22 protein-coding genes and 1 pseudogene are annotated in these 22,130 nt (G+C 66.8%); 9 read left to right on the top strand and 14 right to left on the bottom strand.

Annotation, left to right across the window (positions count from 1 at the left end):
- Window positions 1-215: 215 nt before the first annotated feature.
- On the top strand, window positions 216-1,019 hold the full coding sequence (locus ACFQZZ_RS03480; RefSeq protein ID WP_378673744.1) for an alpha/beta fold hydrolase: 804 nt from the start codon (window positions 216-218) through the stop codon (window positions 1,017-1,019).
- 97 nt (window positions 1,020-1,116) lie between these two features.
- The gene (locus ACFQZZ_RS03475) at window positions 1,117-1,518 is read left to right on the top strand and encodes a hypothetical protein (protein WP_378673741.1); all 402 of its coding nucleotides are present in this window, start codon (window positions 1,117-1,119) and stop codon (window positions 1,516-1,518) included.
- A 267-nt stretch (window positions 1,519-1,785) separates the two neighbouring features.
- Here the strand turns inward: ACFQZZ_RS03475 and ACFQZZ_RS03470 are convergent, their stop codons facing one another.
- Together ACFQZZ_RS03470 and ACFQZZ_RS03465 are read right to left on the bottom strand one after the other, a co-directional pair.
- Window positions 1,786-3,753 carry a multicopper oxidase family protein gene (locus tag ACFQZZ_RS03470; RefSeq protein WP_378673738.1) on the bottom strand — a complete coding sequence of 656 codons (1,968 nt, stop codon included), beginning with the start codon at window positions 3,751-3,753 and terminating at the stop codon, window positions 1,786-1,788.
- Window positions 3,750-4,166 (bottom strand): DUF6220 domain-containing protein, encoded by a 417-nt coding sequence (locus ACFQZZ_RS03465; RefSeq protein ID WP_378673735.1) that lies wholly within the window; start codon window positions 4,164-4,166, stop codon window positions 3,750-3,752. The genes ACFQZZ_RS03470 and ACFQZZ_RS03465 overlap by 4 nt, the downstream gene beginning before the upstream one ends.
- A gap of 164 nt (window positions 4,167-4,330) precedes the next feature.
- On the opposite strand from ACFQZZ_RS03465, the gene ACFQZZ_RS03460 reads away from it, so the two are divergent.
- The 3 genes from ACFQZZ_RS03460 (at window position 4,331) to ACFQZZ_RS03450 (ending at window position 7,719) form a co-directional block, all read left to right on the top strand.
- Window positions 4,331-5,551 (top strand): sensor histidine kinase, encoded by a 1,221-nt coding sequence (locus tag ACFQZZ_RS03460; RefSeq protein WP_378673732.1) that lies wholly within the window; start codon window positions 4,331-4,333, stop codon window positions 5,549-5,551.
- Window positions 5,548-6,225 carry a response regulator gene (locus ACFQZZ_RS03455; protein WP_378673729.1) on the top strand — a complete coding sequence of 226 codons (678 nt, stop codon included), beginning with the start codon at window positions 5,548-5,550 and terminating at the stop codon, window positions 6,223-6,225. Before ACFQZZ_RS03460 ends, ACFQZZ_RS03455 begins: the two co-directional genes overlap by 4 nt.
- 315 nt (window positions 6,226-6,540) lie before the next feature.
- Window positions 6,541-7,719 carry a serine hydrolase domain-containing protein gene (locus ACFQZZ_RS03450; protein ID WP_378673726.1) on the top strand — a complete coding sequence of 393 codons (1,179 nt, stop codon included), beginning with the start codon at window positions 6,541-6,543 and terminating at the stop codon, window positions 7,717-7,719.
- A 46-nt stretch (window positions 7,720-7,765) separates the two neighbouring features.
- Here ACFQZZ_RS03450 and ACFQZZ_RS03445 read toward each other — a convergent pair whose 3' ends face one another.
- Complete coding sequence (locus ACFQZZ_RS03445) at window positions 7,766-8,158, bottom strand: RidA family protein (RefSeq protein ID WP_378674070.1); 393 nt, start codon at window positions 8,156-8,158, stop codon at window positions 7,766-7,768.
- Window positions 8,159-8,188: 30 nt separating this feature from the next.
- Window positions 8,189-8,737, bottom strand: a pseudogene (locus tag ACFQZZ_RS03440) (DinB family protein); the annotation flags it as partial.
- 62 nt (window positions 8,738-8,799) lie between these two features.
- Between ACFQZZ_RS03440 and ACFQZZ_RS03435 the strand changes: the two are divergent.
- Window positions 8,800-9,798, top strand: a complete 999-nt coding sequence (locus ACFQZZ_RS03435; RefSeq protein ID WP_378673723.1) for a helix-turn-helix transcriptional regulator — start codon at window positions 8,800-8,802, stop codon at window positions 9,796-9,798.
- A 139-nt stretch (window positions 9,799-9,937) separates the two neighbouring features.
- Here ACFQZZ_RS03435 and ACFQZZ_RS03430 read toward each other — a convergent pair whose 3' ends face one another.
- Both ACFQZZ_RS03430 and ACFQZZ_RS03425 read right to left on the bottom strand, forming a co-directional pair.
- Complete coding sequence (locus ACFQZZ_RS03430; protein WP_378673720.1) at window positions 9,938-10,594, bottom strand: response regulator; 657 nt, start codon at window positions 10,592-10,594, stop codon at window positions 9,938-9,940.
- Window positions 10,591-11,697 (bottom strand): sensor histidine kinase, encoded by a 1,107-nt coding sequence (locus ACFQZZ_RS03425; RefSeq protein ID WP_378673717.1) that lies wholly within the window; start codon window positions 11,695-11,697, stop codon window positions 10,591-10,593. The genes ACFQZZ_RS03430 and ACFQZZ_RS03425 overlap by 4 nt, the downstream gene beginning before the upstream one ends.
- Window positions 11,698-11,913: 216 nt before the next feature.
- Here ACFQZZ_RS03425 and ACFQZZ_RS03420 point away from each other — a divergent pair, with 216 nt between their 5' ends.
- Window positions 11,914-12,324, top strand: coding sequence for a DUF6223 family protein (locus ACFQZZ_RS03420; RefSeq protein WP_378673714.1), 411 nt, complete (start codon window positions 11,914-11,916; stop codon window positions 12,322-12,324).
- Window positions 12,325-12,418: 94 nt separating this feature from the next.
- On the opposite strand, the gene ACFQZZ_RS03415 is transcribed toward ACFQZZ_RS03420, so the two are convergent.
- From ACFQZZ_RS03415 to ACFQZZ_RS03390, 6 genes are all read right to left on the bottom strand, one after another.
- Window positions 12,419-12,901: a hypothetical protein gene (locus ACFQZZ_RS03415; RefSeq protein WP_378673711.1), complete on the bottom strand. Its 483-nt coding sequence runs from the start codon at window positions 12,899-12,901 to the stop codon at window positions 12,419-12,421.
- 24 nt (window positions 12,902-12,925) lie between these two features.
- Window positions 12,926-13,390, bottom strand: coding sequence for a MarR family winged helix-turn-helix transcriptional regulator (locus tag ACFQZZ_RS03410; protein ID WP_378673708.1), 465 nt, complete (start codon window positions 13,388-13,390; stop codon window positions 12,926-12,928).
- A gap of 228 nt (window positions 13,391-13,618) precedes the next feature.
- Window positions 13,619-14,395 (bottom strand): SGNH/GDSL hydrolase family protein, encoded by a 777-nt coding sequence (locus ACFQZZ_RS03405; RefSeq protein WP_378673705.1) that lies wholly within the window; start codon window positions 14,393-14,395, stop codon window positions 13,619-13,621.
- Window positions 14,396-14,441: 46 nt separating this feature from the next.
- A complete protein-coding gene (locus tag ACFQZZ_RS03400) occupies window positions 14,442-15,578 on the bottom strand; it encodes a 2Fe-2S iron-sulfur cluster-binding protein (RefSeq protein ID WP_378673702.1) in 1,137 nt (378 codons plus the stop codon).
- 12 nt (window positions 15,579-15,590) lie between these two features.
- Window positions 15,591-17,072, bottom strand: coding sequence for a phytoene desaturase family protein (locus ACFQZZ_RS03395; RefSeq protein ID WP_378673700.1), 1,482 nt, complete (start codon window positions 17,070-17,072; stop codon window positions 15,591-15,593).
- Window positions 17,069-17,221 (bottom strand): hypothetical protein, encoded by a 153-nt coding sequence (locus ACFQZZ_RS03390; RefSeq protein WP_378673697.1) that lies wholly within the window; start codon window positions 17,219-17,221, stop codon window positions 17,069-17,071. The genes ACFQZZ_RS03395 and ACFQZZ_RS03390 overlap by 4 nt, the downstream gene beginning before the upstream one ends.
- Window positions 17,222-17,341: 120 nt before the next feature.
- Between ACFQZZ_RS03390 and ACFQZZ_RS03385 the strand changes: the two genes are divergently transcribed.
- Window positions 17,342-17,908 carry a PadR family transcriptional regulator gene (locus tag ACFQZZ_RS03385; protein WP_378673694.1) on the top strand — a complete coding sequence of 189 codons (567 nt, stop codon included), beginning with the start codon at window positions 17,342-17,344 and terminating at the stop codon, window positions 17,906-17,908.
- Between the two features lie 159 nt (window positions 17,909-18,067).
- Window positions 18,068-19,780: a cutinase family protein gene (locus tag ACFQZZ_RS03380; RefSeq protein WP_378673691.1), complete on the top strand. Its 1,713-nt coding sequence runs from the start codon at window positions 18,068-18,070 to the stop codon at window positions 19,778-19,780.
- Window positions 19,781-20,080: 300 nt separating this feature from the next.
- Here ACFQZZ_RS03380 and ACFQZZ_RS03375 read toward each other — a convergent pair whose 3' ends face one another.
- Window positions 20,081-20,590: a hypothetical protein gene (locus ACFQZZ_RS03375; RefSeq protein WP_378673688.1), complete on the bottom strand. Its 510-nt coding sequence runs from the start codon at window positions 20,588-20,590 to the stop codon at window positions 20,081-20,083.
- A gap of 229 nt (window positions 20,591-20,819) precedes the next feature.
- A complete protein-coding gene (locus ACFQZZ_RS03370) occupies window positions 20,820-21,962 on the bottom strand; it encodes a N(5)-(carboxyethyl)ornithine synthase (protein ID WP_378673685.1) in 1,143 nt (380 codons plus the stop codon).
- Between the last annotated feature and the right edge of the window lie 168 nt (window positions 21,963-22,130).

Genomic DNA, 22,130 nt, shown 5'->3' with positions numbered 1-22,130 from the left:
CGCAGTCCATTGCAAAGCAAGAACAGGATCATTCATTGCATTTATCATCACTATCATTGCAAAGCCGATCTCGTTCACTGCTTCTAGCTGGACATATATCTGAAGATTGCATGTTGACCGATCTATAAACGCAATGTACTGTCGTACTTGTTCAGAGATTCCCGAACATAGACGGGGGGCTCGCAGATCGAACACCGCACGCAAGGAGATTCAAGATGACGACCACCTCGAACCCGACCAATGCGCCCTGGACCGGCGTGGTTTCCGTCGACGACACGGAGCTGGCCGTGACCGACACCGGCGGGCCGGGCCAGCCCGTCATCTATCTGAACGGCTCCTACGCCGACCAGAAGCACTGGCAGCGCGTGATCGCCGAACTCGGCCCCGGCTTCCGGCACATCACCTTCGACGAGCGGGCCCGCGGCAAGTCGAAGAAGTCAGCGGACTACTCCTTCGAGGCGTGCCTGCGAGACATCGATGCCGTCCTCGAGGCGACCGGCGTCGAGCGCCCGATTGTCGTGGGCTGGTCCTACGGTGCGCTGCTCGCGGTGCACTGGGCCGACCGGAATCCGGACCGCGTAGTGGGCGTGGTGTCCGTGGACGGCGCCATGCCCTATGGCTTGACCGGCGAGGAGGGTCGTGAGCAGATCCGGAAGCTGTTCCGCCGGCTGCGGTTTCTGATGCCGGTGGCGCGCCCGCTTGGCATGGCCGCGCGGATGACCGCCGACCAGCATGCCGATATCAACATCGAGGCCAACGAACTCCACGCCGCCCTCGCCCCGGTCCTGCACCGCGCGACCCGCCCGGTGCGCTACGTCCTGGCCACGGGTTCCAACCTCGGCGGCAGCGAGGAGGTGATGGCCGCGGTGCGGGCCTCACTCGATCCCGTGCTCGCCGGCAACCCGAACATCACGGTGAGCGCCAAGGTCCCCAGCAACCACTCCCACATGCTGCGCAAGGACTTCCGCGCCATCGCCGTGGCCGTGCGCGAGACAGCAGCGACCAATGACCAGCCATAAGCAATCCAGACGCCACCCGGCCATCAACCCGACCGCATTCCGCCGCCCATCCATTCAATCACCGTTCACCACAACAGATTTCAAGGAGCGCACCACCATGTCCACCACCCTCACCGACCAGGACAAGAGCATCCTCCGCACCGCCGCCTACGGCGCCATCTCGCTGATGGCCGCCGCCGGTAACTCGCCCCACAAGGCCGCCATCGAAGGCTCCACCGCCCTGTACACCGCGACCGGCCTGGTCGGCCACGTGCTCGCCGCAAAGTCGAAGGACATCACCCTGAACGGCAAGTCCGTACCCGAACTTGCCGACCACGTACTGCCCGCCCTGACCGCAGCCATGAGCCTGCTTCAGAAGCAGGATCCTGCCGAGGCCGACAACTTCCGCAGCACCGTCCTGGTCGCCGTAGAAGGAACCACCCGCCCCCACCAAGCCCAGCCCAGCCCCACCACGGCCGAGATGGCCCGCAAGATCACCGCAGCCCTCGACGCCGCTTGATGGGATGTCGACCCGCGCAGCCACAGCTGGTCCCGGGGTCCTCTCCGGACCCCGTGACACGGCGTGCCGGGTCAGGTACGGCTCTCCCGCCAGGGCGGCCGGATGACGTAACACCAAGGCCCCGAACCGAACACCGTTCGGGGCCTTCGGTCGTGGACCCGCGTCACCGCAGTCCCATCCCGCGCGCCGCCCGCCCAGCCGGGCAGCCTGAACTACGCGCCGGGCGGTGGTTCGCGTCGTCGACGGCGCGCCTAGGTCGCGCGGTCGTCAGTGGTTGTGGCCTGAGCCGACGGTGTGCATACCGCCGAATGGAGTGGTGACACCGTCGTAGCGCAGCTGCAGCATCATCCCCTGATGGGCGTGTGGCAGGTTGTGGCAGTGATTCATCCAGATGCCCGGATTCGAGGCACGGAACGCCACCTCCCATACTTCGCCGGGGCGAACGTCGAAGGTGTCGACCCACAGTGGGCTGCCCGACGACGGCGTCCCGTCCCTGGACAGGATCAGCACCGGATGGCCGTGCAGATGCCAGGGGTGGGTCTCGCGGCTCCGGTTGACCACGGTGAACCGGACGATGTCGCCTTCGGCGACCAACTGATCGGGGATCGAAGGGTGTCCGCGGCCGTTGACGGTGTGCGCGTACGCCGGTGATCCGTCGACCATGGCCACCCCACGGTCGAGCACCATGGTGAAGTGCCGGTCGGCAGCGTCGGTGCGCAACCTGACCGGGGCCGAGGTTCCGTACGTCAGCAGGTCGAGTTCGGGCCATCCCGAGGAGTCCTGCGTGGACGGCTCGCCGGTGGCGGCACCAGCCCGGGGCCGCAACCGCACTGTGGCGGCGCGGTCGTCGTCGAGTGCCAGTGCCACGGATGTGCTCGGCATGACGAACACGAGGTCGTAGCGCCCGGCTGCGGGCAGACGCAACCCGGTCCGGCTGATCTCGCCGGGCTGCTCGAGGTCGCGGCCGTCGACGGCAGCGACCCGGAACGAGGTGCCCACCAACGCGAACCGGTGCGGATCGGAGTCGGTGTTGATCAGCCGCAGCCGTACCGCAGTGCCTGGCGGCGCGATGCGTTCGGCGCCGCCCGCGATCGTGGCGATGCCGTCGAAGGTGTGCACGGACAACGTCAGATCCAGTTGTCCGGTGTCGTGTTCCTCGCGAGGTTTCACGACGAGGGTGCCGTAGAGCCCCCGGCGTACGCCGATGTGCGACGCGTGATGAGTGTGATACCAGTAGGTTCCCACTTGGTCGGCGCGGAACCGGTAGACGAATTCGCCACCGGGTACCACCACGTCCTGGGTTACTCCCGCCGCACCGTCCTCCCCGCACGGCACGTCGTAGCCGTGCCAGTGCAAGGTCACCCCGTCGTCGATATCGTGGTTGACCAGTTTGACCTCGATGAGATCGCCCTTGGCGGCCGTGATCGGCGGACCGGGCACCGTGCCATCGAAGGTCCACGCGTCGATGTCGCGTCCGGACGCCAAGCGCACGGTGGCTTTCCGTGCGGCCAATACGTATTCGCGCCGGGCGCCGCCCGGTGCCGGTGTGTCGGCGCCCCGCAATTCGGTCACCGATACGGCCGCGCGCGACACCGGACCGGGACCACCTCCGTCGGACACTGACGCGGCGGGCCGCACCGACAGGCCGACTCCGGTACCGGCCGCACCGACCACAACCACACCACCGGCAACGCCGAGGAAGCGGCGGCGCGAAACGTCCGGCCGGTCCGGATCGGTGTCCGGTTCCTCGACCGCGTTCGGTGTCGCGAGCACTCGCATGGTCAGCAGCGCGCCCGCGAACACCAGCGCGATCGTGATCAGCACGATGCCAGGGGCCAGGGGGTATCCGCTGAGGAAGGTCACCGCGAAACCCGCCAATGCGGCGTAAGCAGCGGTGAGCAGCGTGACGATGCCTGCGGCATCGATGGTTTCCGGCAGCCGGGCACCCGTGGCCTGCGCGAACAGCCGGGGTCCAGCGATCACCGTGGCGACCAGCGCGGCCACCGCGAGCATGGGCAGCCCGAGCAGCACCTTCTCTTGGACGAACCACCAGCCCCGACCGGCCAGCATCGTCACTGACGCCGCCCTGGTCAACGTCACCAGCAGTGCCGCGGCCAGGAGAGCGAGGGCGGGCCTGGCGCGCCGCAGCGACATGGTGACGCCTGCCGCGAACCAGGCGATGACGCTCAGCAGCGCGATGGCATGGTCCAGGTTGATCCAGGCAGCTGTCGTCATGACGCCGTTGGCGCGGGTTCGGCCGGTTTCCACGATATTCGTTGCGATTGCCGCACGATCATCCCGATCACGCCGACGATGACCAGCCCGTTGATCGCGTGCAGGCCGAAGATGAAATGGCTGGTGCTCGAGCCGTCACCGAACGATTTGGCGACTTCCCGGATCACCGACTGGACAATCACCAACCCGGCGACCAGGCCCGCCAGTCCGATCAGCCGTCCCGGCATCCGGACGACAGCGGCGGCGATCGTAATCACGAGCGCGAAGAGGAGTATCGCGTTTCCGAGCGTGCGATGTGGCTGGAAGGATTCCTCGATGGGCGCGGTGTCGAACGCGCCGCTGGCCGCCAGATAGAACTGTGCGATGACGGCAAGCAGCAGCAGGGCCGCCAGGCCGGTGAAGACTTTTTTCATGCCGTCGATCGTCGCGCCGACCAGGCCTGCTCCGCTTCCGGCGACGGGTGACGCCGGGTACGTGAATATGCGTACACAAATTGCGATCGGATACGTCGGTCGTCGTAGCCGATCACTCGTCTGAGCGGGCGTGCGAGGCTCCGCGGATGCCGTACTGTCACGGCATGGTTCTGCGGGCGGTGTCGCGACAACTGTCTGCCTGGTTCTCGCGTCGGCCCGCCTGGTTGTCGGATGTTCTGCTGGCGCTGTTCGTTACCGTGATTCAGGTTCAGAGTGCCGCGATCCCGGTGCCGCTCGAGCCGGTCTCGAGTCCGGTCTCTGGCTTCGGGTACGCCCTGCTGATCGTGAGTGGCGTGGCCGTCGCAGCACGCCGTCAACGGCCTGTCCTGGTGTTCACGGTCACGGCGCTGGCTAGCCTGGTCTATTTCGGTCTCGACTTCCCCGACCGGCTTTCCTACCTCGGACTCTTCGTCGCCCTCTACACCCTCGCCGCCTACGGCGACGGTCGCCGATCGCTGATGGTCGCCAGTGTGGGCATCACAGTCCTTGCCGTCGGGTGGCTGATCGCCGGAGCGGATATCGAGCCACGCGTGGCCATCGGCTGGGTGTTCTTCCGGATCGGCGCGTCGGTGATCAGCACGACGCTCGGCGAGTCCGTCCGATCCCGCCGGGTCATCGCCGCCGATGCGCAAGAACGGGCAGAACTGGCGGAACGGTCCCGCGACGAGGAGACAAGGGCGCGGGTCGACGCCGAACGGCTGCGGATCGCCCGCGAAGTCCATGACACCGTCGCCCACGCTATCGCCATCATCAACGTGCAGTCCGGTGTCACCGCACACGTGCTCGACAAGCGACCGGAGCAGGCCCGCGAGGCACTGCGCACCATCGAGCAGACCAGTTCGCGGGCGCTACACGAGATGCGCGCCATCCTCGGTGTCCTGCGTGACGGCGACGAGCGCGAACCCTACCCCGGTCTCGACCAGATTCATGAACTCACCGGCAAGGCCCGCGATGCCGGGCTCGACATCGCTATCGAGCAGACATCGCCGGTGACGCCGCTACCGAGCGCGGTGGGCAGCGCCGCGTATCGCATCGTGCAGGAATCGATCACCAACGTGATCCGCCACGTCGGCCCGACCCGGGTGACGGTGGCGCTCGAACCCGGCATCGACGCCTTGCGGATACGGGTGATCGACGAGGGTCGCCGCGACCCCTCGCACGTCCCGGCTCGCACCGACAGCTCGGCAACGACCGGCCGCGGGATCGTCGGAATGCGCGAACGCTGCCAGCTGCTCGGCGGTGAGCTCGACGCGAAGTCGCGTCCCGGTGGCGGGTTCGAGGTCACCGCCTGCCTGCCGCTCGCACCGATCGGGTCACGCTTGTGAATTCCACACCGCCGATCAAGGTACTGCTCGCCGACGACGAACGTCTGGTCCGTTCCGGCTTCAAAGTTCTACTCGACCTGGAAGACGACATCACGGTGGTAGGTGAAGCCACCAACGGCGCGGAAGCTGTCGAACTCGCCCGCGCCACCCGCCCCGACGTTGTCCTCATGGATATCCGCATGCCACGGCTGGATGGGATACGCGCCACCGGCCAGATCGCCGAGACCAGCGGGATGGAGCAGGTCAAAGTCCTTATCCTCACCACCTACGACACCGACGACAACGTCTTCGAGGCCTTGCAGGCAGGCGCGAGCGGGTTCCTGCTCAAGGACGCGGGTCCCGCCGAACTCCTGCACGCCATCCGGGTGATCGCCGCCGGTGACGCGCTGCTCGCACCCCGGATCACCCGCCGCCTCATCAGCCAGTTCGCCACGCAGCGCAGGGCCGCCAAGTCTGCCGAAGACCGGCTCGCGGTGCTGACCGACCGTGAGCGCGAAGTGCTGGCACTGGTGGGGCAAGGCATGAGCAACGACGAGATCGGTGCCGCGTTGTTTCTCAGTCCGGCGACCGCACGCACGCATGTCAGCCGCGCGATGGTGAAACTGGGCGCGCGCGACCGCGCGCAGCTGGTCGTGATTGCCTACCAGACCGGGCTGAGTCATTTCACCCCGTAGCGATGAGCGGTTCGTCCCGGGCAGCGGAGTAGTTGTTCATTGCGGCGGTGCATCTTCCGGCATCGGTAGCACCCCTCGGACGCGCGATCGGCTACGACGAACGACGTAGCCGATCGCAATCTCCTTACGTGCATTCACGTAGACAGCGACTCCCACCGCCGGACGCGGAGCAGGCCTGGTCAGCGCGACCATCGACGGCATGATCATGGATCTCGAACCAAAAGCGTTGCCCCCGCTGCACTCATTGATCATGAGAGGGCGGGTGTCGTGAAGATTCGCCTGATGGTATTTGCCAGCGTGGCCACGCTTCTGACCATGAGTGCGGGCAGGGCGGCGGCCGCGCCCGACGAGACCGGGGCCGCGCCACCTGAGAGCACGAGCACCGCGACCGGCTTCGATCCCGCGGCGCTGCAGTCCGCCCTCGACGATGTTCACCGCGCGGGGATGCCGGGTGTGTACGCCGAGGTGCGTGATGCCGACCGGGTATGGCGCGGCGCTTCCGGGGTCGCCGATGTCGCGACCGGCCGTCCTATCCAGCACGACATGCTCCATCGCGTCGGCAGCATCACCAAGACCTTCATCGCCGCCGCAATCATGCAACAGGTCGAGCAAGGTCGGATCGGACTCGACGCGCCGATCGGCGACTACCTGCCCGACTTGGTCCCAGGAGAACGCGGTAAGAAAATCACGGTTCGGATGCTGATCAACCACACCAGCGGTCTCGCCGAATACCTCCCATACGCGTTCCCGTCCCTCGCTTCTACTGCGGGTGCATCGCCCCAGAGCCTGGATGACAACCGGTTCACGCAGTTCCGCCCAACTGAGCTGATCGAGATGGGAGTCAACGCTCCCGCCACCGGCGAGCCCGGAAGCTCACCTGGGGTGTACTCCAACACCAATTACTTCCTCCTCGGCCAACTCCTGGAGCAGGTAGCCGGTACCACGACCGAGAAGTACATCACCGAGAGCATCATCGAGCGCGCCGGGCTCGAGCACACCGCGTTTCCGGACGGGCCAGATCTCGATGGGCCGCACCCGCGGATGTACGAGGCGCTGTACGGCTTGATCGACCCGCCGCGCGACTACAGCGTCTACAACATGTCCTGGGTGTTGCCAGGAGCAGGCCTGGTATCGACCGTCGAGGATCTCAACCGCTTCTACAGCAAGCTGCTCGCAGGTGAGATCGTGAACCAGTCATCGCTGGCGCAGATGCGGCAGACCGTCCCTGTCATCGCCCAAAACGGACAGAAGATCAACTACGGCCTCGGTCTGCACAAGGTCCAGGTCCCGGGTTGCGGCACCTTCTGGGGCCACGACGGCACGGTCTTCGGGGCCGAAACGATGTCCCTGACCCGCGATGACGGCAAGCGGCAGATGTCCGTCGCGATGAACCTCGTGCGGTGGAACAAGATGGACCCTTCCGGTAAGCCGCAGCCGCACCCCATCGATGACGCGCTATCGACCCTCTACCAGCAAGCGATGTGCGGTAGCTGAAACGCCCACGCATGTCGTCGTGAGACTTTTCTGCCTGTGGATCGTGCTATTCGGGGATGATCGCTACTGCGTCGATCTCAACGAGCGCGCCCGGGCGAGCGTGTCCTGCGGTGGAAACGACCGTGATGGCTGTGCGGTGATTGCCCCACACTGATCGCGACGCTGCGTATCCCACCTGCGCATCGACCCCATCGACGAGGTAGATGTTGAGTTTGACGACATGTTCGGGACCGGTACCCGCGGCAGCAAGCACAGTCAGCACGTTTCGCATCGCCTGAGTGGTTTGCGCCTCGATACCGTCGAGCAGGTTTCCGGTGCTATCGGTGCCGAGCTGCCCGCCGACATAGAGCGTCCGGGCAGCGGGTGCGATCACGCCCTGCGTGAAGGCAGGGTTGTTGTGGAGTTCTTCGGGATCGAGGTGTGTCGTCTTTACGGTCATGAGGTTCCTCTCAGTGCCGGGTTTCGTGTGCAGGTAGAGGTCGCGCAGCAGGCAGACCTCGGACAGGTGGTGGATCAGCTCGCGGTGGATGTGCAGCACCAGATCGGCCATGGATAGCTCGGGGAAGGGCTCCTTCGCGCCGACCGGGACCCGGAGCCCGGCCTCGCCGAGGCCGCGCACCCCGGCCAGCCAGACGTCGAGCTGGGCATCGAGCTGGTCGAGCGCGGTGGCCGCGCTGCCGGCGTATTCCCAGGTCTCGTACGACGCCGCGGGCGCGCCGAAGTGCGCCGCGTTGCGTGCGGCGAGCACGCCGACGATGACGTGACCGAGTCGCCAGGCGATCGTGGTGAAGGGCGCGGGGACCGGCTCGGGGAATGCGTAGTCCATCGTGAAGTCCCTGGCACCGACCTGCACGGGCGCCGTCGATGTGCCGCGTGGCCGCACGCTCCAGGCGTCCGGCACCGGCGACCAGAAGTACTCGTCGTCGGTGAGCCCGGCGAGCCGGGCTCGGAGCTGATGGTTCCAGTGGAACTCGCACTGCTCGCGCAGCGTCCGGTTCCAGTCGAGTTTGTCTGCCATGGAGCCACCCTGACATCCCTAGCGGACAGGATCGGTCCGCTATCTCTGGCAGGGTGGGCGGCATGGACGTGGCGAGCGGTGCCGAGCGGGGTACGACGGAGCGGGTGCTCACCCTGCTCGGGCTGCTGCAGCAGCGCCAGGTCTGGACCGGCCCCGAACTCGCTGATCGGCTCGGGGTCACGCCGCGCACGATACGACGCGATGTCGAGCGGCTGCGCACGCTCGGCTATCCGGTGCATGCCGGCCAGGGTGTCGGCGGCGGCTACCAGCTCGGCCCGGGGCAGGACCTGCCGCCGCTACTTCTCGACGACGAAGAGGCGATCGTCACCGCGGTCTCGCTGCTGGTCGGCGCGGGTGGCGCGGTCGCAGGCGCCGGCGACGCCGCACTCAGGGCGCTGACCAAGCTCGACCGGGTGCTGCCCACCCGGTTGCGGCACGAGGTGCGCGCGCTCGCCGGCTCGGTGGAGTCGTTCGGCGGAGGCCGCACGCCGGTCGACCCCGAGGTGCTCATGACACTGGCCAGAGCCTGCCGCGACGAGGCCGAGGCCGGCTTCGACTACCCGTCCGGGAGCGAGGTGCGACGGCGGCGGGTCGAGCCCTACCGCCTGGTCGCCTCCGACCGGCGCTGGTACCTCCTCGCCTACGACCTCGATCGCGACGACTGGCGCAGCTTCCGCGTCGACCGGATAACCGATGTGGCTGCACGGACCTGGCGCTTCCGCCCGCGCGCGGCGCCCGACGCGGCGGCGTATGTGCAGGAGGCTGTGGCGAGTCGGGTCTACCCGCACCAAGCGCGCTTCCTCGTACACGCGTCGGCCGACACGGTAGGCGCGCAGATTCCGGCGTCGGCGGCCGTCGTACGACAACGAGGGAGCGAGCTCTGTGAGGTGCTCAGTGGCGCCAGCAGCCTCGACGTCGTGCTCATGCACGTGCTCCTACTCGGGCACGACTTCGAGATACTCGACCCTCCGGAGCTCGGAAAGCGCTGTCGCACGCTGGCGGAGAGACTGCTGTCGGCCGGTGCCACGATCTCACCGGCGCCGGACATGGAGGAGTCATGAGCCGCGACCACGCCAGCGCCGAGAAGCGCTTGCGCTATCGATGAGGTCCTGCACGCTCACTGGGCTCCCGAAGGCACAGCTTGTGATGCTTGCGAGGACGTCGGCAAGCGGATCGTCGGCGTGCGGGCCTGCGTGGATGTCAGAAGTTGCGCGGGGCTACCAGGCCGGATTCGTAGGCGCAAACTACGAGTTGGGCACGGTCGCGGACGTGGAGCTTGGTCATGGCTCGGTTGATGTGGGTTTTCGCGGTCAGCGGGCTGATCACCATGCGGTCGGCGATCTGGTCGTTGGACAGGCCCTGCGCGACCAGGGCTACGGCCTCGCGTTCGCGGTTGGTCAGTTCTTTCAGCCCCGTGCCGGTGTTGAGCGGCTGGGTGACGTACCGGTTGATCAACCGGCGGGTGATCGACGGTGCGAGCAACGCGTCGCCACGCGCGGCGACGCGTATGGAGTGGAGGAAGTCTTCCGGCTGGATGTCCTTGACGAGGAATCCGGCCGCGCCGGCGCGCAGCGCGTTGAAGACGTATTCGTCCAAGCCGTAGTTGGTCAGGATGACGACGTGCACCCCGGCCAGGGTCGGGTCCGCGGCGATGCGCCGGGTCGCCTCGATGCCGTCTACGACCGGCATCTGAATGTCGATCAGCGCGATGTCGGGCAGGTGTTCCCTGGCCAGCGCCAGGCCCTCGCTCCCGTCGGCGGCCTCGGCCACCACCTCGATGTCGTCCTCGATGTCGAGGAGTGCGCGGAATCCACTGCGAATGAGCGGCTGGTCGTCGACCAGCAGGACACGGATCATGGCGTTCGGTCCACGGGTAGTTCGGCTTGTACGGAGAAGCCACCTTCGCTGCGCGGTGCTGCCCGCAGGCGACCGCCGAGGGCGGTGACTCGTTCGCGCATCCCGAGCAGCCCGACGCCGGGCACCGGTGCGTTGTCCGGGGTGGCCTTGCCGTCGTCGTCGACCCGTATGACCAGGGTGTCGGGACGGTAGTCGATCCGGACCGTCGCCGACGCGGCGGCGGCGTGCCGGGCGATGTTGGTGAGCGACTCCTGAACGATCCGGTAGACGGTCCGGTCCACCGCGGTCGGCACGGCCTGTCGTTGTCCCTCGATCGTCAATGTCGCGTCCAGGCCGGTCGTACGGGCCCGTTCCACCAGTTCCGAAACGTGGTCGAGCCCTTGCGACGGGGTGGTGCTGTCGTCGCGCAGCGCCTCCAGAGTCGCTCGCAGTTCCCGGGCCGCCTCACGACCGGCCTCCCGGATCGCCAGCAGGGCCTCCGGCACCTCTTCGCCTCGCTTGCGGGCCACGTGGACGGCAGCCTCGGACTGCACCTTGATGACCGAGATCTGGTGGGTGAGCGAATCGTGCAGCTCCCGCGCGATATGCAGCCGCTCCTCGTCGGCGCGGCGGCGCGCGGTCTCCTCCCGGGTGCGCTCGGCCTCGTCCGCCCGCCGCTCGGCCTGCCGCAGCGCTTCCCCCGCGGCACCGGCCGCGATCAACCAGGCGATCTCGAGGGCGTCTCGGGCCTGCGCGAACGCCTCGCCCGTGTCGTGCAGGGAAGCCAGGGCGGCGAGCGGGAGAGCGGCCAGCAGGGTCACCGACGCCGCCACCGTAATCATGCGGTGTCCCGCCCGCACGGCGGCGTACACGGCGAACAGGAACGCGACGGCAGGCACGTCGAAACCGACGGCTTGGTAACCCAGCGCGCACAACCCGGTCATGGCCAGCACGGTGACCGGAGCCCCGCGGCGCGCGGCCAGCGCCAGACCGCCGGTTATCAACAGCGCGTAGCCCGCCGGATCGAGATTCGTGGGGGTGTGTTGTCTGGACAGCCCAGCGACCAGCAGGATCGCCGCCACACCGACGGCGATCGCCCAGTCTCCGATCCGTCCCTTGCTCATGTGTGCACCCTAGCCGGATGCTCGCGCGGGCAACTCCCGCAAACGGATGAGCAACCGCCTACCGCACACGCGGTATCTTCGCGGCCCTGTACGACGTCCGCAGCAGTCGGCTACGGCATCGGCGGCAGCGCGAATTGCCTTCGCCCGCAGGATGATCGGCGGGGGTCCAGCGGACATGATCAAGCGATATCCAGTCCCACGATGAAGGAGCACCTCATGTCCGTCCGTCACCTGCTTACCGCCGTAGCAGCCGCCCTGCTCACAGGTTTCGCGCTTGCCACACCGGCGGCCGCGCACGCCTCGGTCCAACCAGCTGCCGCCAGCGTCGACACCATGAGCTCCGGGCGACTCGGGGCCATCGTGGCTGCGCTGGTGGGGTTGACCGGCGTGGTCATCGGCGGGCTGGCTCTGGCCCGCAACGGCAACGGCAACAGGGGAAGCAAGGCAATCGTGGCCCTGGTGGCGGGGCTGACCAGCACGGCCCTCGGCGGGCTGATCGTGGCCACCTCCGACGGTGGTATCGGCACCGGCAACGGGCTGGGCGGGGCCTTCGTGGCCCTGATGGTGGGGCTGACCAGCACGGCCCTCGGCGGGCTGGCTCTGGCCCGCTCACGCCGCACCGGCTGAAACGAGCGCGTGTTCGGGTCTCATCAAGACCGCCCCACCAGGTTTCCAGCGCGCGGGCCTGCCCCGGCATCAGCCTCGGAGTGGATCTCGGTGGTCACAGCGCCGTGGTGTCGATCGGGGACTGAACGGGATTCTGTCGTGCTACCCCCAAACGGCCGGTGAGGCGAAGACCGTCTCGGATATTGAGTGACATCAGGGCGATGTTGATGGCTCCGGCGATGAGCTCGAGCGTCTGCACGCAGTAGAAAGCAGCGCCGAAGTTCGCTTGTGAGGCAAGGATATCGAGGCTGATAGCGGAGGGGATGAGGATAAGCAGACCGTTAGCCGCGATGAAGGGCATGCGCCGCCTCTTCGCTGCGATGAACGGTAGGTTCGACCCGCCGGCGGTCCGCACTCCGCTCGCCCCAGCGAAGGCCAGGGCGAGCACGAGCACCGGCAGGCCCCAGGGGATTGCCTGTTTGACCACCGTAATGGCATGCCTGGATCCGGAGATCTCGGTGGTGATGGTGGAGATCCAAAACGTCAGAATGGTTAACAGGCCGACTGTGCCCGCAACTGGATGGAGGCGTCTGAGCATTGCGAATCGCCTTTCTTCTGATGGTCAGCCGTCGCTCGCGCGGCCGCTGTCGAAGTTGTCGACCACCTGCGAGAGCGTGCGCATAAGGGCTGCGATCTGTGCATCGGACAGGCAGCGGGTCGCTGCCTCGTTCACTTCGGCCGCTGCCTGTACCAGCACGGGCTGCAGGTCGCGTGCTCGCTCGGTCAGTCTGATTCGGGCCCGCCGTCCATCGGCCGGGTCGGGAGTCCGGTGGATCAACCCGTCCCGCTCCATCCGCTTGAGGGTGTGCGCCATGGTCGACTGATCGATGCGCACTTTGTCGCACAGCTCGTTTTGCGTCGTGTCGTCCTCCTCGTAGAGCGCGAGCAGCTGCGCGAACTGGCCGGGGACCACGCCGTACTCGGCGATCCGGTCGCGTAACGCCTGCTCCATGAGTCGGGCGAGGTGATTGACGACGTATCCCAGTGAGGTCTGCCGGTCGAGTATCAGCTGCTTCTCCGAACCCATTGCCTGCGCTCCGATCTGATGTATGGCTTGCCATGAGAATACATGGCAAGCCATACATTGACTAGTGCGCAATCCCCCACGTCTGGTCGATGACCTCGCCGAAGGCTGGAAGTGGCAGGAGGTCAACGAGTTCGAGGAAGGCGAGCTACCTCGACGACTGCGGCCCCCGCATAGAGGCGGATCGCAGCGGGGCCGTGGGTGGAGGCCAGTCTCTGCGCGACTACGTGATCAGCGCGAGACGGGCAGCAGATCATGACGTTTGGCGCTGCGGCCGTCGCCGGACGAGCGCCCGCGCACACGTCGACCGAGCCACGGCCCGAGAAAGCCGGCAACCCAACGCAGTTCGGTAGCGGCTGCGGCGAGTCCGGTTGATGGGGGCAGCGGCGGGAGCGGGTGGGTCCAGGAGTTGTCGCTGCCGGGCAGGTGCAGTGCCTCGGCAACGGCGGCGGCGATGCGCTGATGGCCGAGGGAACTCGCGTGCAGACGGTCGGGGCTCCACAGGCGGGCATCGGTGACTACCGGGTGGTGGGCCGTTTCCACGACGGTCACACCGTGGCGATGCGCGGCCTCGCGGATACGGTCGTTCAGCGCGGTCACGCGGCCGCTGAACGGGCGCGCGAGCGGAGTGATGCGGGCGAGGTCCGGAAATGTCAGTGTCGCTACGTGGGTGCCGTGCGCGGCGAGGGCGGCGAACATGGCTTCGAGATGGCCGACGACTTCCTCGAGGTCGAATCGAGGGCGCAGCACGTCGTTGACTCCGGCGACGACGGTCGCGAGGTCGGGCCTCAGTGCCAAAGCCGGATCGAGTTGCTCGGCGTGGACCTGAGCGGCGAGACGACCGCGGACCGCTAGGTTGGCGTAACGCAGCTGCGGATTGCGGATCGCGAGTTGTTCGGCGAGGCGGTCGGCCCATCCGCGCCAACCGGCTTGTTCGTCTCCGTCGCCGATTCCTTCGGTTTGGCTGTCACCGAGGGCGACATATCGTGCATAGGCTTGCGCTCGCATCGGCGGCCTTTCGTGGCTAGCACTCGGCGTCCAGCCCTATTGGGATTCAGATGTCGACTTCGACGTCGGTGATCGGATAGGCGACACAGGAGTGGGTGTAGCCGAACTGCTTGTCCGACAGGCGAAGTCGAGCCTCGTCGGCGTTGTGGACCGCACCTTTGCAGATCCGCACCCGGCACAGGCTGCATTCACCGGAGCGGCAGGCCGCTTCGACCTGGATCCCCCGATCCTCCAACGCATCCAACAGCGGGCGGTTGCGCGGCGTCCGGAAGCTGGTCGCGCCCACAGTCACCGTCACCTCCTCGGACGCGTCGACATCGGCGGGCCAGTGCGGCTGCGCGGTGGGGTCGGCGGGAGCGCCGTTGGCCTCGAACCGGATCCGACGCCGCCGCTGTCCAAGCATGGCGAGCTGCTCCAACGCGTACGGGTAGAGGGCTTGTGGCCCACACACATAGACCATGCGATCGTTCAGCGCGCCGGTCAGCCCGGCGATGGTGTCGGCGGTCAGGAACCCGATGGGTCCGTCCCATTCCGGATCGGGGTCGGCGACGACGCAGTCGACGCGGATACCGGGATGTGCGGCGGCGATCGCGTCGAGCTCGTCGCGGAAGATGATGTCGTGGGCCGAGCGCGACCCGTAGACGAGCTGGAAGGTGCGGTCGAGGTCGTTGTCGACAATGTCGCGGATCATGCTCATCGCAGGCGCGACCCCCGAGCCGCCCGCCAGGAACACCACATCCTCGCCGTGGAACAGCGGGTTGTGGTGGAAGGTGCCCATCGGCCCGGTCGTGCGGAGCCCGTTGCCGACGGCGAGCGTGTCGATCAGCAGGTTGCTGACTCGCCCGCCCGGAACTCGCCGAACGGTCAGGTCGTAATGGTCCAGGCGCGCGGGACTGGACGAGATCGCGAACGGTCGACTGGTGCCGTCGGTGAAGACGTTGACGTATTGCCCGGCCAGGAACGGCGGCAGCGGCGTGTCGTCAGGGCCGACGAGGCGGAATGTCTTGCTGGTCGTGGTCTCTTCGACGATCGCGGCGACGGTCAGGTCCAACCGCTTGGGGTGATAGGTATCAATGGTGCGGCGCGTCTGTTTCAGGTGGTCGCGAGTGTCGGGGACCCGAGCGGCGATGTCGGCGAGAATCTCGGCGGCGCCGTCGAATCGGTCGGCGAGGGGATGGTTCATCAGGTGCTCCGTTCACGCGGCTTTGTTGCTCAGCAGGCGGCGAGCGACGCGGGCGCCCGCTTCGAGGGTGGGCTGGAATCCGCCGATGCCGGCCCACGATCCGGCCAGATACAGTCCAGGGACGTGGGTTCGGCGTTCGCTGTTGCGGAACAGCCAGCCTTCGGAGGCGTCCTGGTCGTAGCCGTAGATGGCGCCGCCGGGGTGGCCGAGATAGCGCATCATCGTCAAAGGCGTTGCGACATCGACTTCTTCGATGGCGTCGCGGATGCCGGGAGCGATGTGCTCGACCACATCGAGCAGCGTTTGCGCGTAGGCGAACTTGGTGCGCGCGTAGTCCGAGGGTGCGACGTTGCTCCACGCGTCGCTGTACTGCAGGGTCATCAGGCTGACGTGCGTGGCACCGGAGGGGGCGAACCCGATCGGGGCGACATCGTAGGAGGACACGCAGATACCGCGGGCGGGTTCGAATGAGCGCCACGACTGATAGACGCGTTCATCATCGGTGTCGAGGTTGACGAAACTGGTGCTGGTGGTGAACCCGAGTTCGGCCGGAGTGGCGTCCAATCCCATGTGCAGCACGAACCCGGACACACCGATCCGGCGGCTGGCCAGATCACCGCGCACCGCGGCGGGCACGTCGTCGAGCATCCCGTAGGTGACAGGCAGCGACGCATTCGACACGACATCGGGGGCGGTGACTTCCTGGCCGTCGTCGAGCCGGACGCCGACCACCCTGCCGCCGTCGGTGCGGATCGCCTCGACCGCGGTGTTGAACCGGACCTCGCCACCGGCCTGCAGGAACGCGTCCAGGACCGCGGTCGACAACGCCTGCGAGCCGCCGCGCACGTGCCACGGCTTGAACTCGAAGTAGGCGAACAAGACCAGGGCGAGGTCTTGGAACGGCAATCGCGACGGCGGCTGGCCCAGATAGGTCCAATAGATGCCGAGCGCGAACTTGATTCGCTCGTCGTCGAAGTGTTCATCGAGAACGTCCTTCAGCGGACGTAGCCCCTGCTTGAACAGCATGGGGTCGATCTGTTCGGGGGGCATGCCCCGCCTGCCGGTGATCTGCCAGAACGTCACCGCCTTGACCAGGTCGAAGAAGGTGCGGGCGCGAATACCGTTGCCCGGGAACGCATCCTCGATCGCCTCGATCGCTCCTTCCCAGTCCGCGGGCAGAATCAAATCCACCTGCCCGGGAATGACAGCCCGGTACAGATCGCGCTCCTGTACGAACTCCAGCTTGTCCGCGATACCCAACTGCGCGAACAGCCCCTTACGCAACGACATCCGCTGCCCGTCGACACCGACACCGGACAGCTGATGCAGCGCCACCTCGAATTCGAAACGCCCGCGCCGAAACGAGGTTCCGCACCCGCCCGGGACGTTGTGCCGCTCCACCAGCAAGGTGCGCGCCCCCGCCCGCTGCAGCGTCGCGGCGGCGGTGAGCCCGGCATTTCCCGCTCCGATGACGATCGCGTCGTAATCACTCATGCGCCCGCGCCTTCGATCTGCGCGAACGCTTCACGCTGGATCTGCTCGAACTGCGCGCCCATCGGCGCGGCGGACGTGACGTCGTCGGCAAGCATGGCTGCGATGGCGTGCTCGTCAAGGGCATCGACGGCTCGGCGGAAGGAATGCATCCTCACCTCATGGTCAATTTGTTGAATAGGTGACTCGAACACTATCCAGAATTCACGGCAGATGTCCAGACCTGGGATAGACAATTTTTTGATTAATCACCTACGTGCTACCGTGTGCCGATGGCGCTACGCAATGCGGTGCTGGCCGCGCTCATCGAGGGCGAGTCGTCCGGTTACGACCTGGCCAAAGGTTTCGACGCCTCGGTCGCCAACTTCTGGATGACCACCCCACAGCAGCTGTACCGCGAGCTCGACCGCATGGCCGCTGAAGGGTTGATCGAGACCCGCGTCGTGCAGCAGGAACGCCGGCCGAACAAGCGCCTGCACTCACTCACCCCGGCCGGGTGGGAAGCCCTGCGCACCTTCACCGCCGAGCCACCCAAGCCGACCGCGATCCGCGACGAGCTGATGGTCAAGGTCCAAGCCATGGACGTCGGCGACGGGGCAGCCGTCCGCGCGGCCGTCGCCGAACGCAAAGAATGGGCCGAAGCCAAGCTGGCCCGCTACGAACGGCTGCGCGCCCGCCTGCTCGACGGACGTACCGAGCATGCTTACCTACTCGAAGCCGAGCATGTCGGCCCGTACCTCACCCTGCTGCGTGGCATCTCCTTCGAGCAAGAGAACCTCCGCTGGAGCGAACTGGCCATCGCCGTCATCGACCGGCGCCTGCACGCCCACCATTCGTAGCCGCACTCGGACCTCAGAGCCCGCTGGCGCGCCTTCCCGAGGCTCCGCCGATCACCGCCCCAGTAACGATCACCTCCCCAACCACGACGTTCTTGGAGACACATGGCCCGTCGGGGGGCTGTCGGTCCACTTGTCGGGTTATCGAATGGGGATCAGGATATGGCTTTACGCGAGTTCCTTGCGCGACATCGCATCGCATCGGCCGTTGCCGGGCCGGCGGCATTGGGCGTGGCGGCGGTCATCGCCGCCTCATGGGCACTGACATCGCCGCCGCAGACCAGGGATACGCAGCTCACCACGTCCGTCACGGAATGCCACGACATGGTGACTATCTCGGTGGCCGGTCGCGGCGACACTCCTGTCGCGGGGACCACGAAGCTGCTTGTCGGGGCCAACGGTGAAGAATTGCCCGCCGCGCTGTCGGGTGACCATCGCAGCGAATGGGTCGATCCGGTCGTCAACGCACCGGCCGGGGCCGTCGATCCCGGCGCGTACGCCGCTGTCTACATCGCGTATCCGGCGAACATGGCCAGTTACGAAGACGCCGTCACCGCCGGTGTTGCGAATACGGAGCAGGTGATGCGGGAGATCACGCAGGCCTGCCCCGACACGAGGTTCTCGATCGTCGGATACAGCGAGGGCGCCGACGTCGTGCGCCGCGTCGCGATGAACATCGGACACCAGGACGCCGACCGGGACGGTGGATACGGGATTGTCGATCCGGCCGATGTCGTCGGTGTCGTCATCCTCGCCGACTCGGGTCGCTCGGCCGGAGACGGACCGTTCCCCGGCGCGAAGGACCCGTTCGGCAATCCCGACGGCTTCGACCAGCAATATCAGAACGGCACGAAACCGGCACCTGGTCAGGGTGCACTGCCGGGCACCAGCGGTGACTTCGGTGCGCTGAACGGCAAGATCGCATCGTTCTGCTCCGAGGGCGATCTCACCTGCGCGGCACCGGAGAACATTTCACTGCTGCAGTTGGCGGTCAATGTGGGCCGACAGTTGAACGTCGACGCACTCGAACGAGAGGGGCTCACGCCGGCGACCGGGCAGGACGTCGCTGTCGCCCTGAGCCGTATCGCGCTTGCGGCGTTTGCTGACATTCAGTCGCAGCCGAACTGGATGCAGAGCGACGAGACCTTTCTCGAGGTACTGCTGAAGGTGTCGGATCCGGCCTACAAGCCAGGTGCGACACCGAAGACCCCGGCGAAGGCACAGTCGATCGCGACCAACGAGATGTCGCCGCTGGCCTACCTGCCGCAGAAGGTGCTGAACGAGATCGTCGGTCTCATCGTGACGAACCAGAACACGATCCCCGTCGTCATGAGCGACCCGTACCAGCTCACGCTCGGGCCGAACCACACCGGCCACCACTTCGACTACTGGCGTGACGCCAACCCCGCCGACGGTAAGCCACTGACATCCGCCGAGTACGCGGCCGCCTGGCTGACACACCTGGCGAAGCAGGCGCAGGCGGGCGAGCCGGTCGACACGACCGCCAAGCCGCAAGCGGCGGACCTCGCCGCCGTATACAAGGCGGTGGCGGCCACCTCGTCGGCACCGACGAGTGAACCGACCAAGGCAGCGGCCGCGTCACCGACGACCACCAGCGCCACCCCCACGAAGACCGCTATCGGCAGCGAACCGACGACCACGGTGCCGACGACTTCGACGCCGCCGTCCGAGACCCCGAGCCCGACGGTCACACCGGAAGTAACAACCCCACCGGCTCCGTCTTCGGTCGCAGCGCCCACTGAGACCACGAAGCCGACCACCACCCAACCGACCACCACCCAGCCGACCACTACGACAACGGAATCCGCTGCGCCGACCACCACCAGTGCGCCCTCGGCGGCTCCCGTCGGCTAGCTGAAACGAGGGGCCCTGCCCGACTCACCGAGCGTCGGGCAGGGTCAACCGTTGCGCTGCACGGGTTCCCGCGGCACGAGTGGACTCGGCGGAATCGCCGGATTGCCCTGTTCCGGCGAGCCGTGTCACCACTTCGAGCTCCAGGCGCTGTCGCGCCACCCGGGTATCGAGGTCCTGGCATATCGGCGATAGCGCCGCCCGAGGTGGAGCCGGAACAATGGGTTTCGACGATCGCTCAGCCTGTGGGAAGCGCCACGCGCCGCAGCTCGAAATGCCGATAAGCAGGGCACACTACGGAGATCAGCGCGATCCCGCCTGCCGGACTCGGTGCGCGTCGCGTAGCAGGCCGGGTGCCACTTTCCGATGCTTGGCGGACAGGGTTGCCCAGACGCGCTTGCCCATCGGCTTGTCGTAGCGGAGGAAGGTAGCCAGGGAAAGGTGTTCGCGTTCGACCTGGATCACGAGATTGCCGGTGAGCATCCAGGAACGGGCCTCGAGGGTCAGCCAGTTGTCGCCGCGATCAACGATCGTCCAACCGGCCACATGCGATGGTCGCCGCTCGAGCCGCAGGCCGAGCAGTGCCCGCCAGATGAACTGTCCCGCGAGGCCCGCGACGTCTTCGAATGCCGCGCGCGCCCACTGCTCCGGTGACCAGGACGAGGCGTCACTTGTCACGAGGGTGAACAGGTCGACGTAGTCGGGGTCTGCGATCGTGCTGAGCGCACGGACTGCCTCGGGAACTTCGTGCTGCTGGAAGACGACCAGCTCGGACCCATTCTCGGTCAAGCCATCTCGGCGATCGACTGTCATCTCGATTACCTCTCACTCTGATATACGGTGGCGTATATCAGAAGGTTAGCCCAAATATACGGTTGCGCATATGCAGCGGGATGTGATGCCTGCTGGCCTTCTGTCTGCGGATCGGCGAGCATTTCCTGGCCGCCGAACACGGCGGTCGACCCGCCACGAGGTCCGGGCCCGCGCGGTCGACCTCATCCTCGAACGTCCGCCCGGCGACAGCGATCGGTGACCAACCAGGTCAGACGACCGCGTACGGGTAGGACGCGGCACGGCCCTGGAACGAGAGGATCCGCAGGTTCTGGACTCGGCCGTCGCGGATCTCGATCGCGCGTCGGATCGTCTCGCTGCCGTCCCAGGCGTCGGGGCCTGCCATCACGATCGGCAGGTACTCCAGCAGCGCCTCGGAGTTCTCCCAGGTTGCGGAGTTCCACAGGAACGAGGGGCTGTGGTCGACGCTGTAGTAATGCAGGTCGTCGCCGACAGTGAACATCGGGTCCGCGAAGGTCGTCGGGCGGGCCCACTCGAATCCCATGCCTTCGTCACAGGAAACGTCGACGAACAGCGTCCCGCGCGCGAACAGGTTCAGATCCTCGTTCAGCACGAACATCAGCGGCTCCTCGGTGTCCTGGAGGATGCAGTTGACGACCACGTCGTACTGGGCCAGCATCTCCGCCAGCGGTCCCGGTTCCGGCGCCTTCAGCGCGAGGGTCCGGCTCGGGTTGCTCGGGTCGCGCTCGAAATGCTGCATCCGCACCGACGCGAACGGTGAGGCAACCGCCGAAACGCTGCGCTGCGTCAACACGGTCACGTCGCTGATCCCGAGCGCCGAGAGGGCGCGCACCGCGCCGCGAGCAGTCGCACCGAAGCTGATCACCGCCGCCCGCATCCGCCGCCCGTAGTCCCCGCTGGCCCCGCGGAGTTGCAGTGCGTGCAGGACCGAGCAGTAGCCGGCCAGCTCATTGTTCTTGTGGAAGACGTGGACGCTGAAGTTGCCTTCCTTCGTCCAGTGGTTCATCGCCTCCCAGGCGATCAGGGTCAGGCCGCGGTCGACGGCCAGCTGCGTCATCCGCTCGTCCTGCACACAGTGCGGCCACCCCCATACGACTTGTCCGGGGCGCAGGTTCTCGAGGTCTTCGGCCAGCGGCTTGGGCAGCAGCAGCACGTCGCACTCGGCGAACAGCTCCTCGCGCGTGCGGTGGCCGCCGACCAGCGGCGCCAGGTGCTCGTCGGTGTAGCCGAATCGGTCTCCGTAGCCACGCTCGAGTAGAACGCGATCGCGAAGCCCTGGGTCGATCCGGTCGAAGTGCGCCGGGTGGATCGCCAGCCGGTGCTCGTCTTCCTTGCGGGAGGTAGCCACGAGACCGACAGTTAGTTGCTTCACCAAACGAGCCTACGCGCCTGGCCCTGGCCGTCCGACCGATGAACATTTCCCAGGTGGTGCGGCGAACTGTCGCTGCGGCAACTCCCAGCCGCTGCGGCGACAACAGCAAACGAGACCGCTGACACACATCGAATCTGCACGCAGGTGTGCGGGCCGAACTGGCTGCTC

This window comes from Nocardia sp. GCM10030253 (assembly GCF_042675075.1).
GTDB lineage: Bacteria > Actinomycetota > Actinomycetes > Mycobacteriales > Mycobacteriaceae > Nocardia.
The sequence above is the reverse complement of the archived record's forward strand: the minus strand, read 5'-3'. Positions and strand labels throughout refer to the sequence as shown.

What these genes read in the sequence shown, in the direction of transcription:
- ACFQZZ_RS03465 (WP_378673735.1), bottom strand. Translation starts at nt 4,166, where the DNA reads ATGAAAAAAGTCTTCACCGGCCTGGCGGCCCTGCTGCTGCTTGCCGTC.
- ACFQZZ_RS03470 (WP_378673738.1), bottom strand. Translation starts at nt 3,753, where the DNA reads ATGACGACAGCTGCCTGGATCAACCTGGACCATGCCATCGCGCTGCTG.
- ACFQZZ_RS03385 (WP_378673694.1), top strand. Translation starts at nt 17,342, where the DNA reads ATGGCGCTACGCAATGCGGTGCTGGCCGCGCTCATCGAGGGCGAGTCG.
- ACFQZZ_RS03430 (WP_378673720.1), bottom strand. Translation starts at nt 10,594, where the DNA reads ATGATCCGTGTCCTGCTGGTCGACGACCAGCCGCTCATTCGCAGTGGA.
- ACFQZZ_RS03405 (WP_378673705.1), bottom strand. Translation starts at nt 14,395, where the DNA reads ATGCGAGCGCAAGCCTATGCACGATATGTCGCCCTCGGTGACAGCCAA.
- ACFQZZ_RS03380 (WP_378673691.1), top strand. Translation starts at nt 18,068, where the DNA reads ATGGCTTTACGCGAGTTCCTTGCGCGACATCGCATCGCATCGGCCGTT.
- ACFQZZ_RS03395 (WP_378673700.1), bottom strand. Translation starts at nt 17,072, where the DNA reads ATGAGTGATTACGACGCGATCGTCATCGGAGCGGGAAATGCCGGGCTC.
- ACFQZZ_RS03400 (WP_378673702.1), bottom strand. Translation starts at nt 15,578, where the DNA reads ATGAACCATCCCCTCGCCGACCGATTCGACGGCGCCGCCGAGATTCTC.
- ACFQZZ_RS03425 (WP_378673717.1), bottom strand. Translation starts at nt 11,697, where the DNA reads ATGAGCAAGGGACGGATCGGAGACTGGGCGATCGCCGTCGGTGTGGCG.
- ACFQZZ_RS03410 (WP_378673708.1), bottom strand. Translation starts at nt 13,390, where the DNA reads ATGGGTTCGGAGAAGCAGCTGATACTCGACCGGCAGACCTCACTGGGA.
- ACFQZZ_RS03390 (WP_378673697.1), bottom strand. Translation starts at nt 17,221, where the DNA reads ATGCATTCCTTCCGCCGAGCCGTCGATGCCCTTGACGAGCACGCCATC.
- ACFQZZ_RS03480 (WP_378673744.1), top strand. Translation starts at nt 216, where the DNA reads ATGACGACCACCTCGAACCCGACCAATGCGCCCTGGACCGGCGTGGTT.
- ACFQZZ_RS03415 (WP_378673711.1), bottom strand. Translation starts at nt 12,901, where the DNA reads ATGCTCAGACGCCTCCATCCAGTTGCGGGCACAGTCGGCCTGTTAACC.
- ACFQZZ_RS03460 (WP_378673732.1), top strand. Translation starts at nt 4,331, where the DNA reads ATGGTTCTGCGGGCGGTGTCGCGACAACTGTCTGCCTGGTTCTCGCGT.
- ACFQZZ_RS03375 (WP_378673688.1), bottom strand. Translation starts at nt 20,590, where the DNA reads ATGACAGTCGATCGCCGAGATGGCTTGACCGAGAATGGGTCCGAGCTG.
- ACFQZZ_RS03445 (WP_378674070.1), bottom strand. Translation starts at nt 8,158, where the DNA reads ATGACCGTAAAGACGACACACCTCGATCCCGAAGAACTCCACAACAAC.
- ACFQZZ_RS03450 (WP_378673726.1), top strand. Translation starts at nt 6,541, where the DNA reads ATGAGTGCGGGCAGGGCGGCGGCCGCGCCCGACGAGACCGGGGCCGCG.
- ACFQZZ_RS03435 (WP_378673723.1), top strand. Translation starts at nt 8,800, where the DNA reads ATGGACGTGGCGAGCGGTGCCGAGCGGGGTACGACGGAGCGGGTGCTC.
- ACFQZZ_RS03420 (WP_378673714.1), top strand. Translation starts at nt 11,914, where the DNA reads ATGTCCGTCCGTCACCTGCTTACCGCCGTAGCAGCCGCCCTGCTCACA.
- ACFQZZ_RS03475 (WP_378673741.1), top strand. Translation starts at nt 1,117, where the DNA reads ATGTCCACCACCCTCACCGACCAGGACAAGAGCATCCTCCGCACCGCC.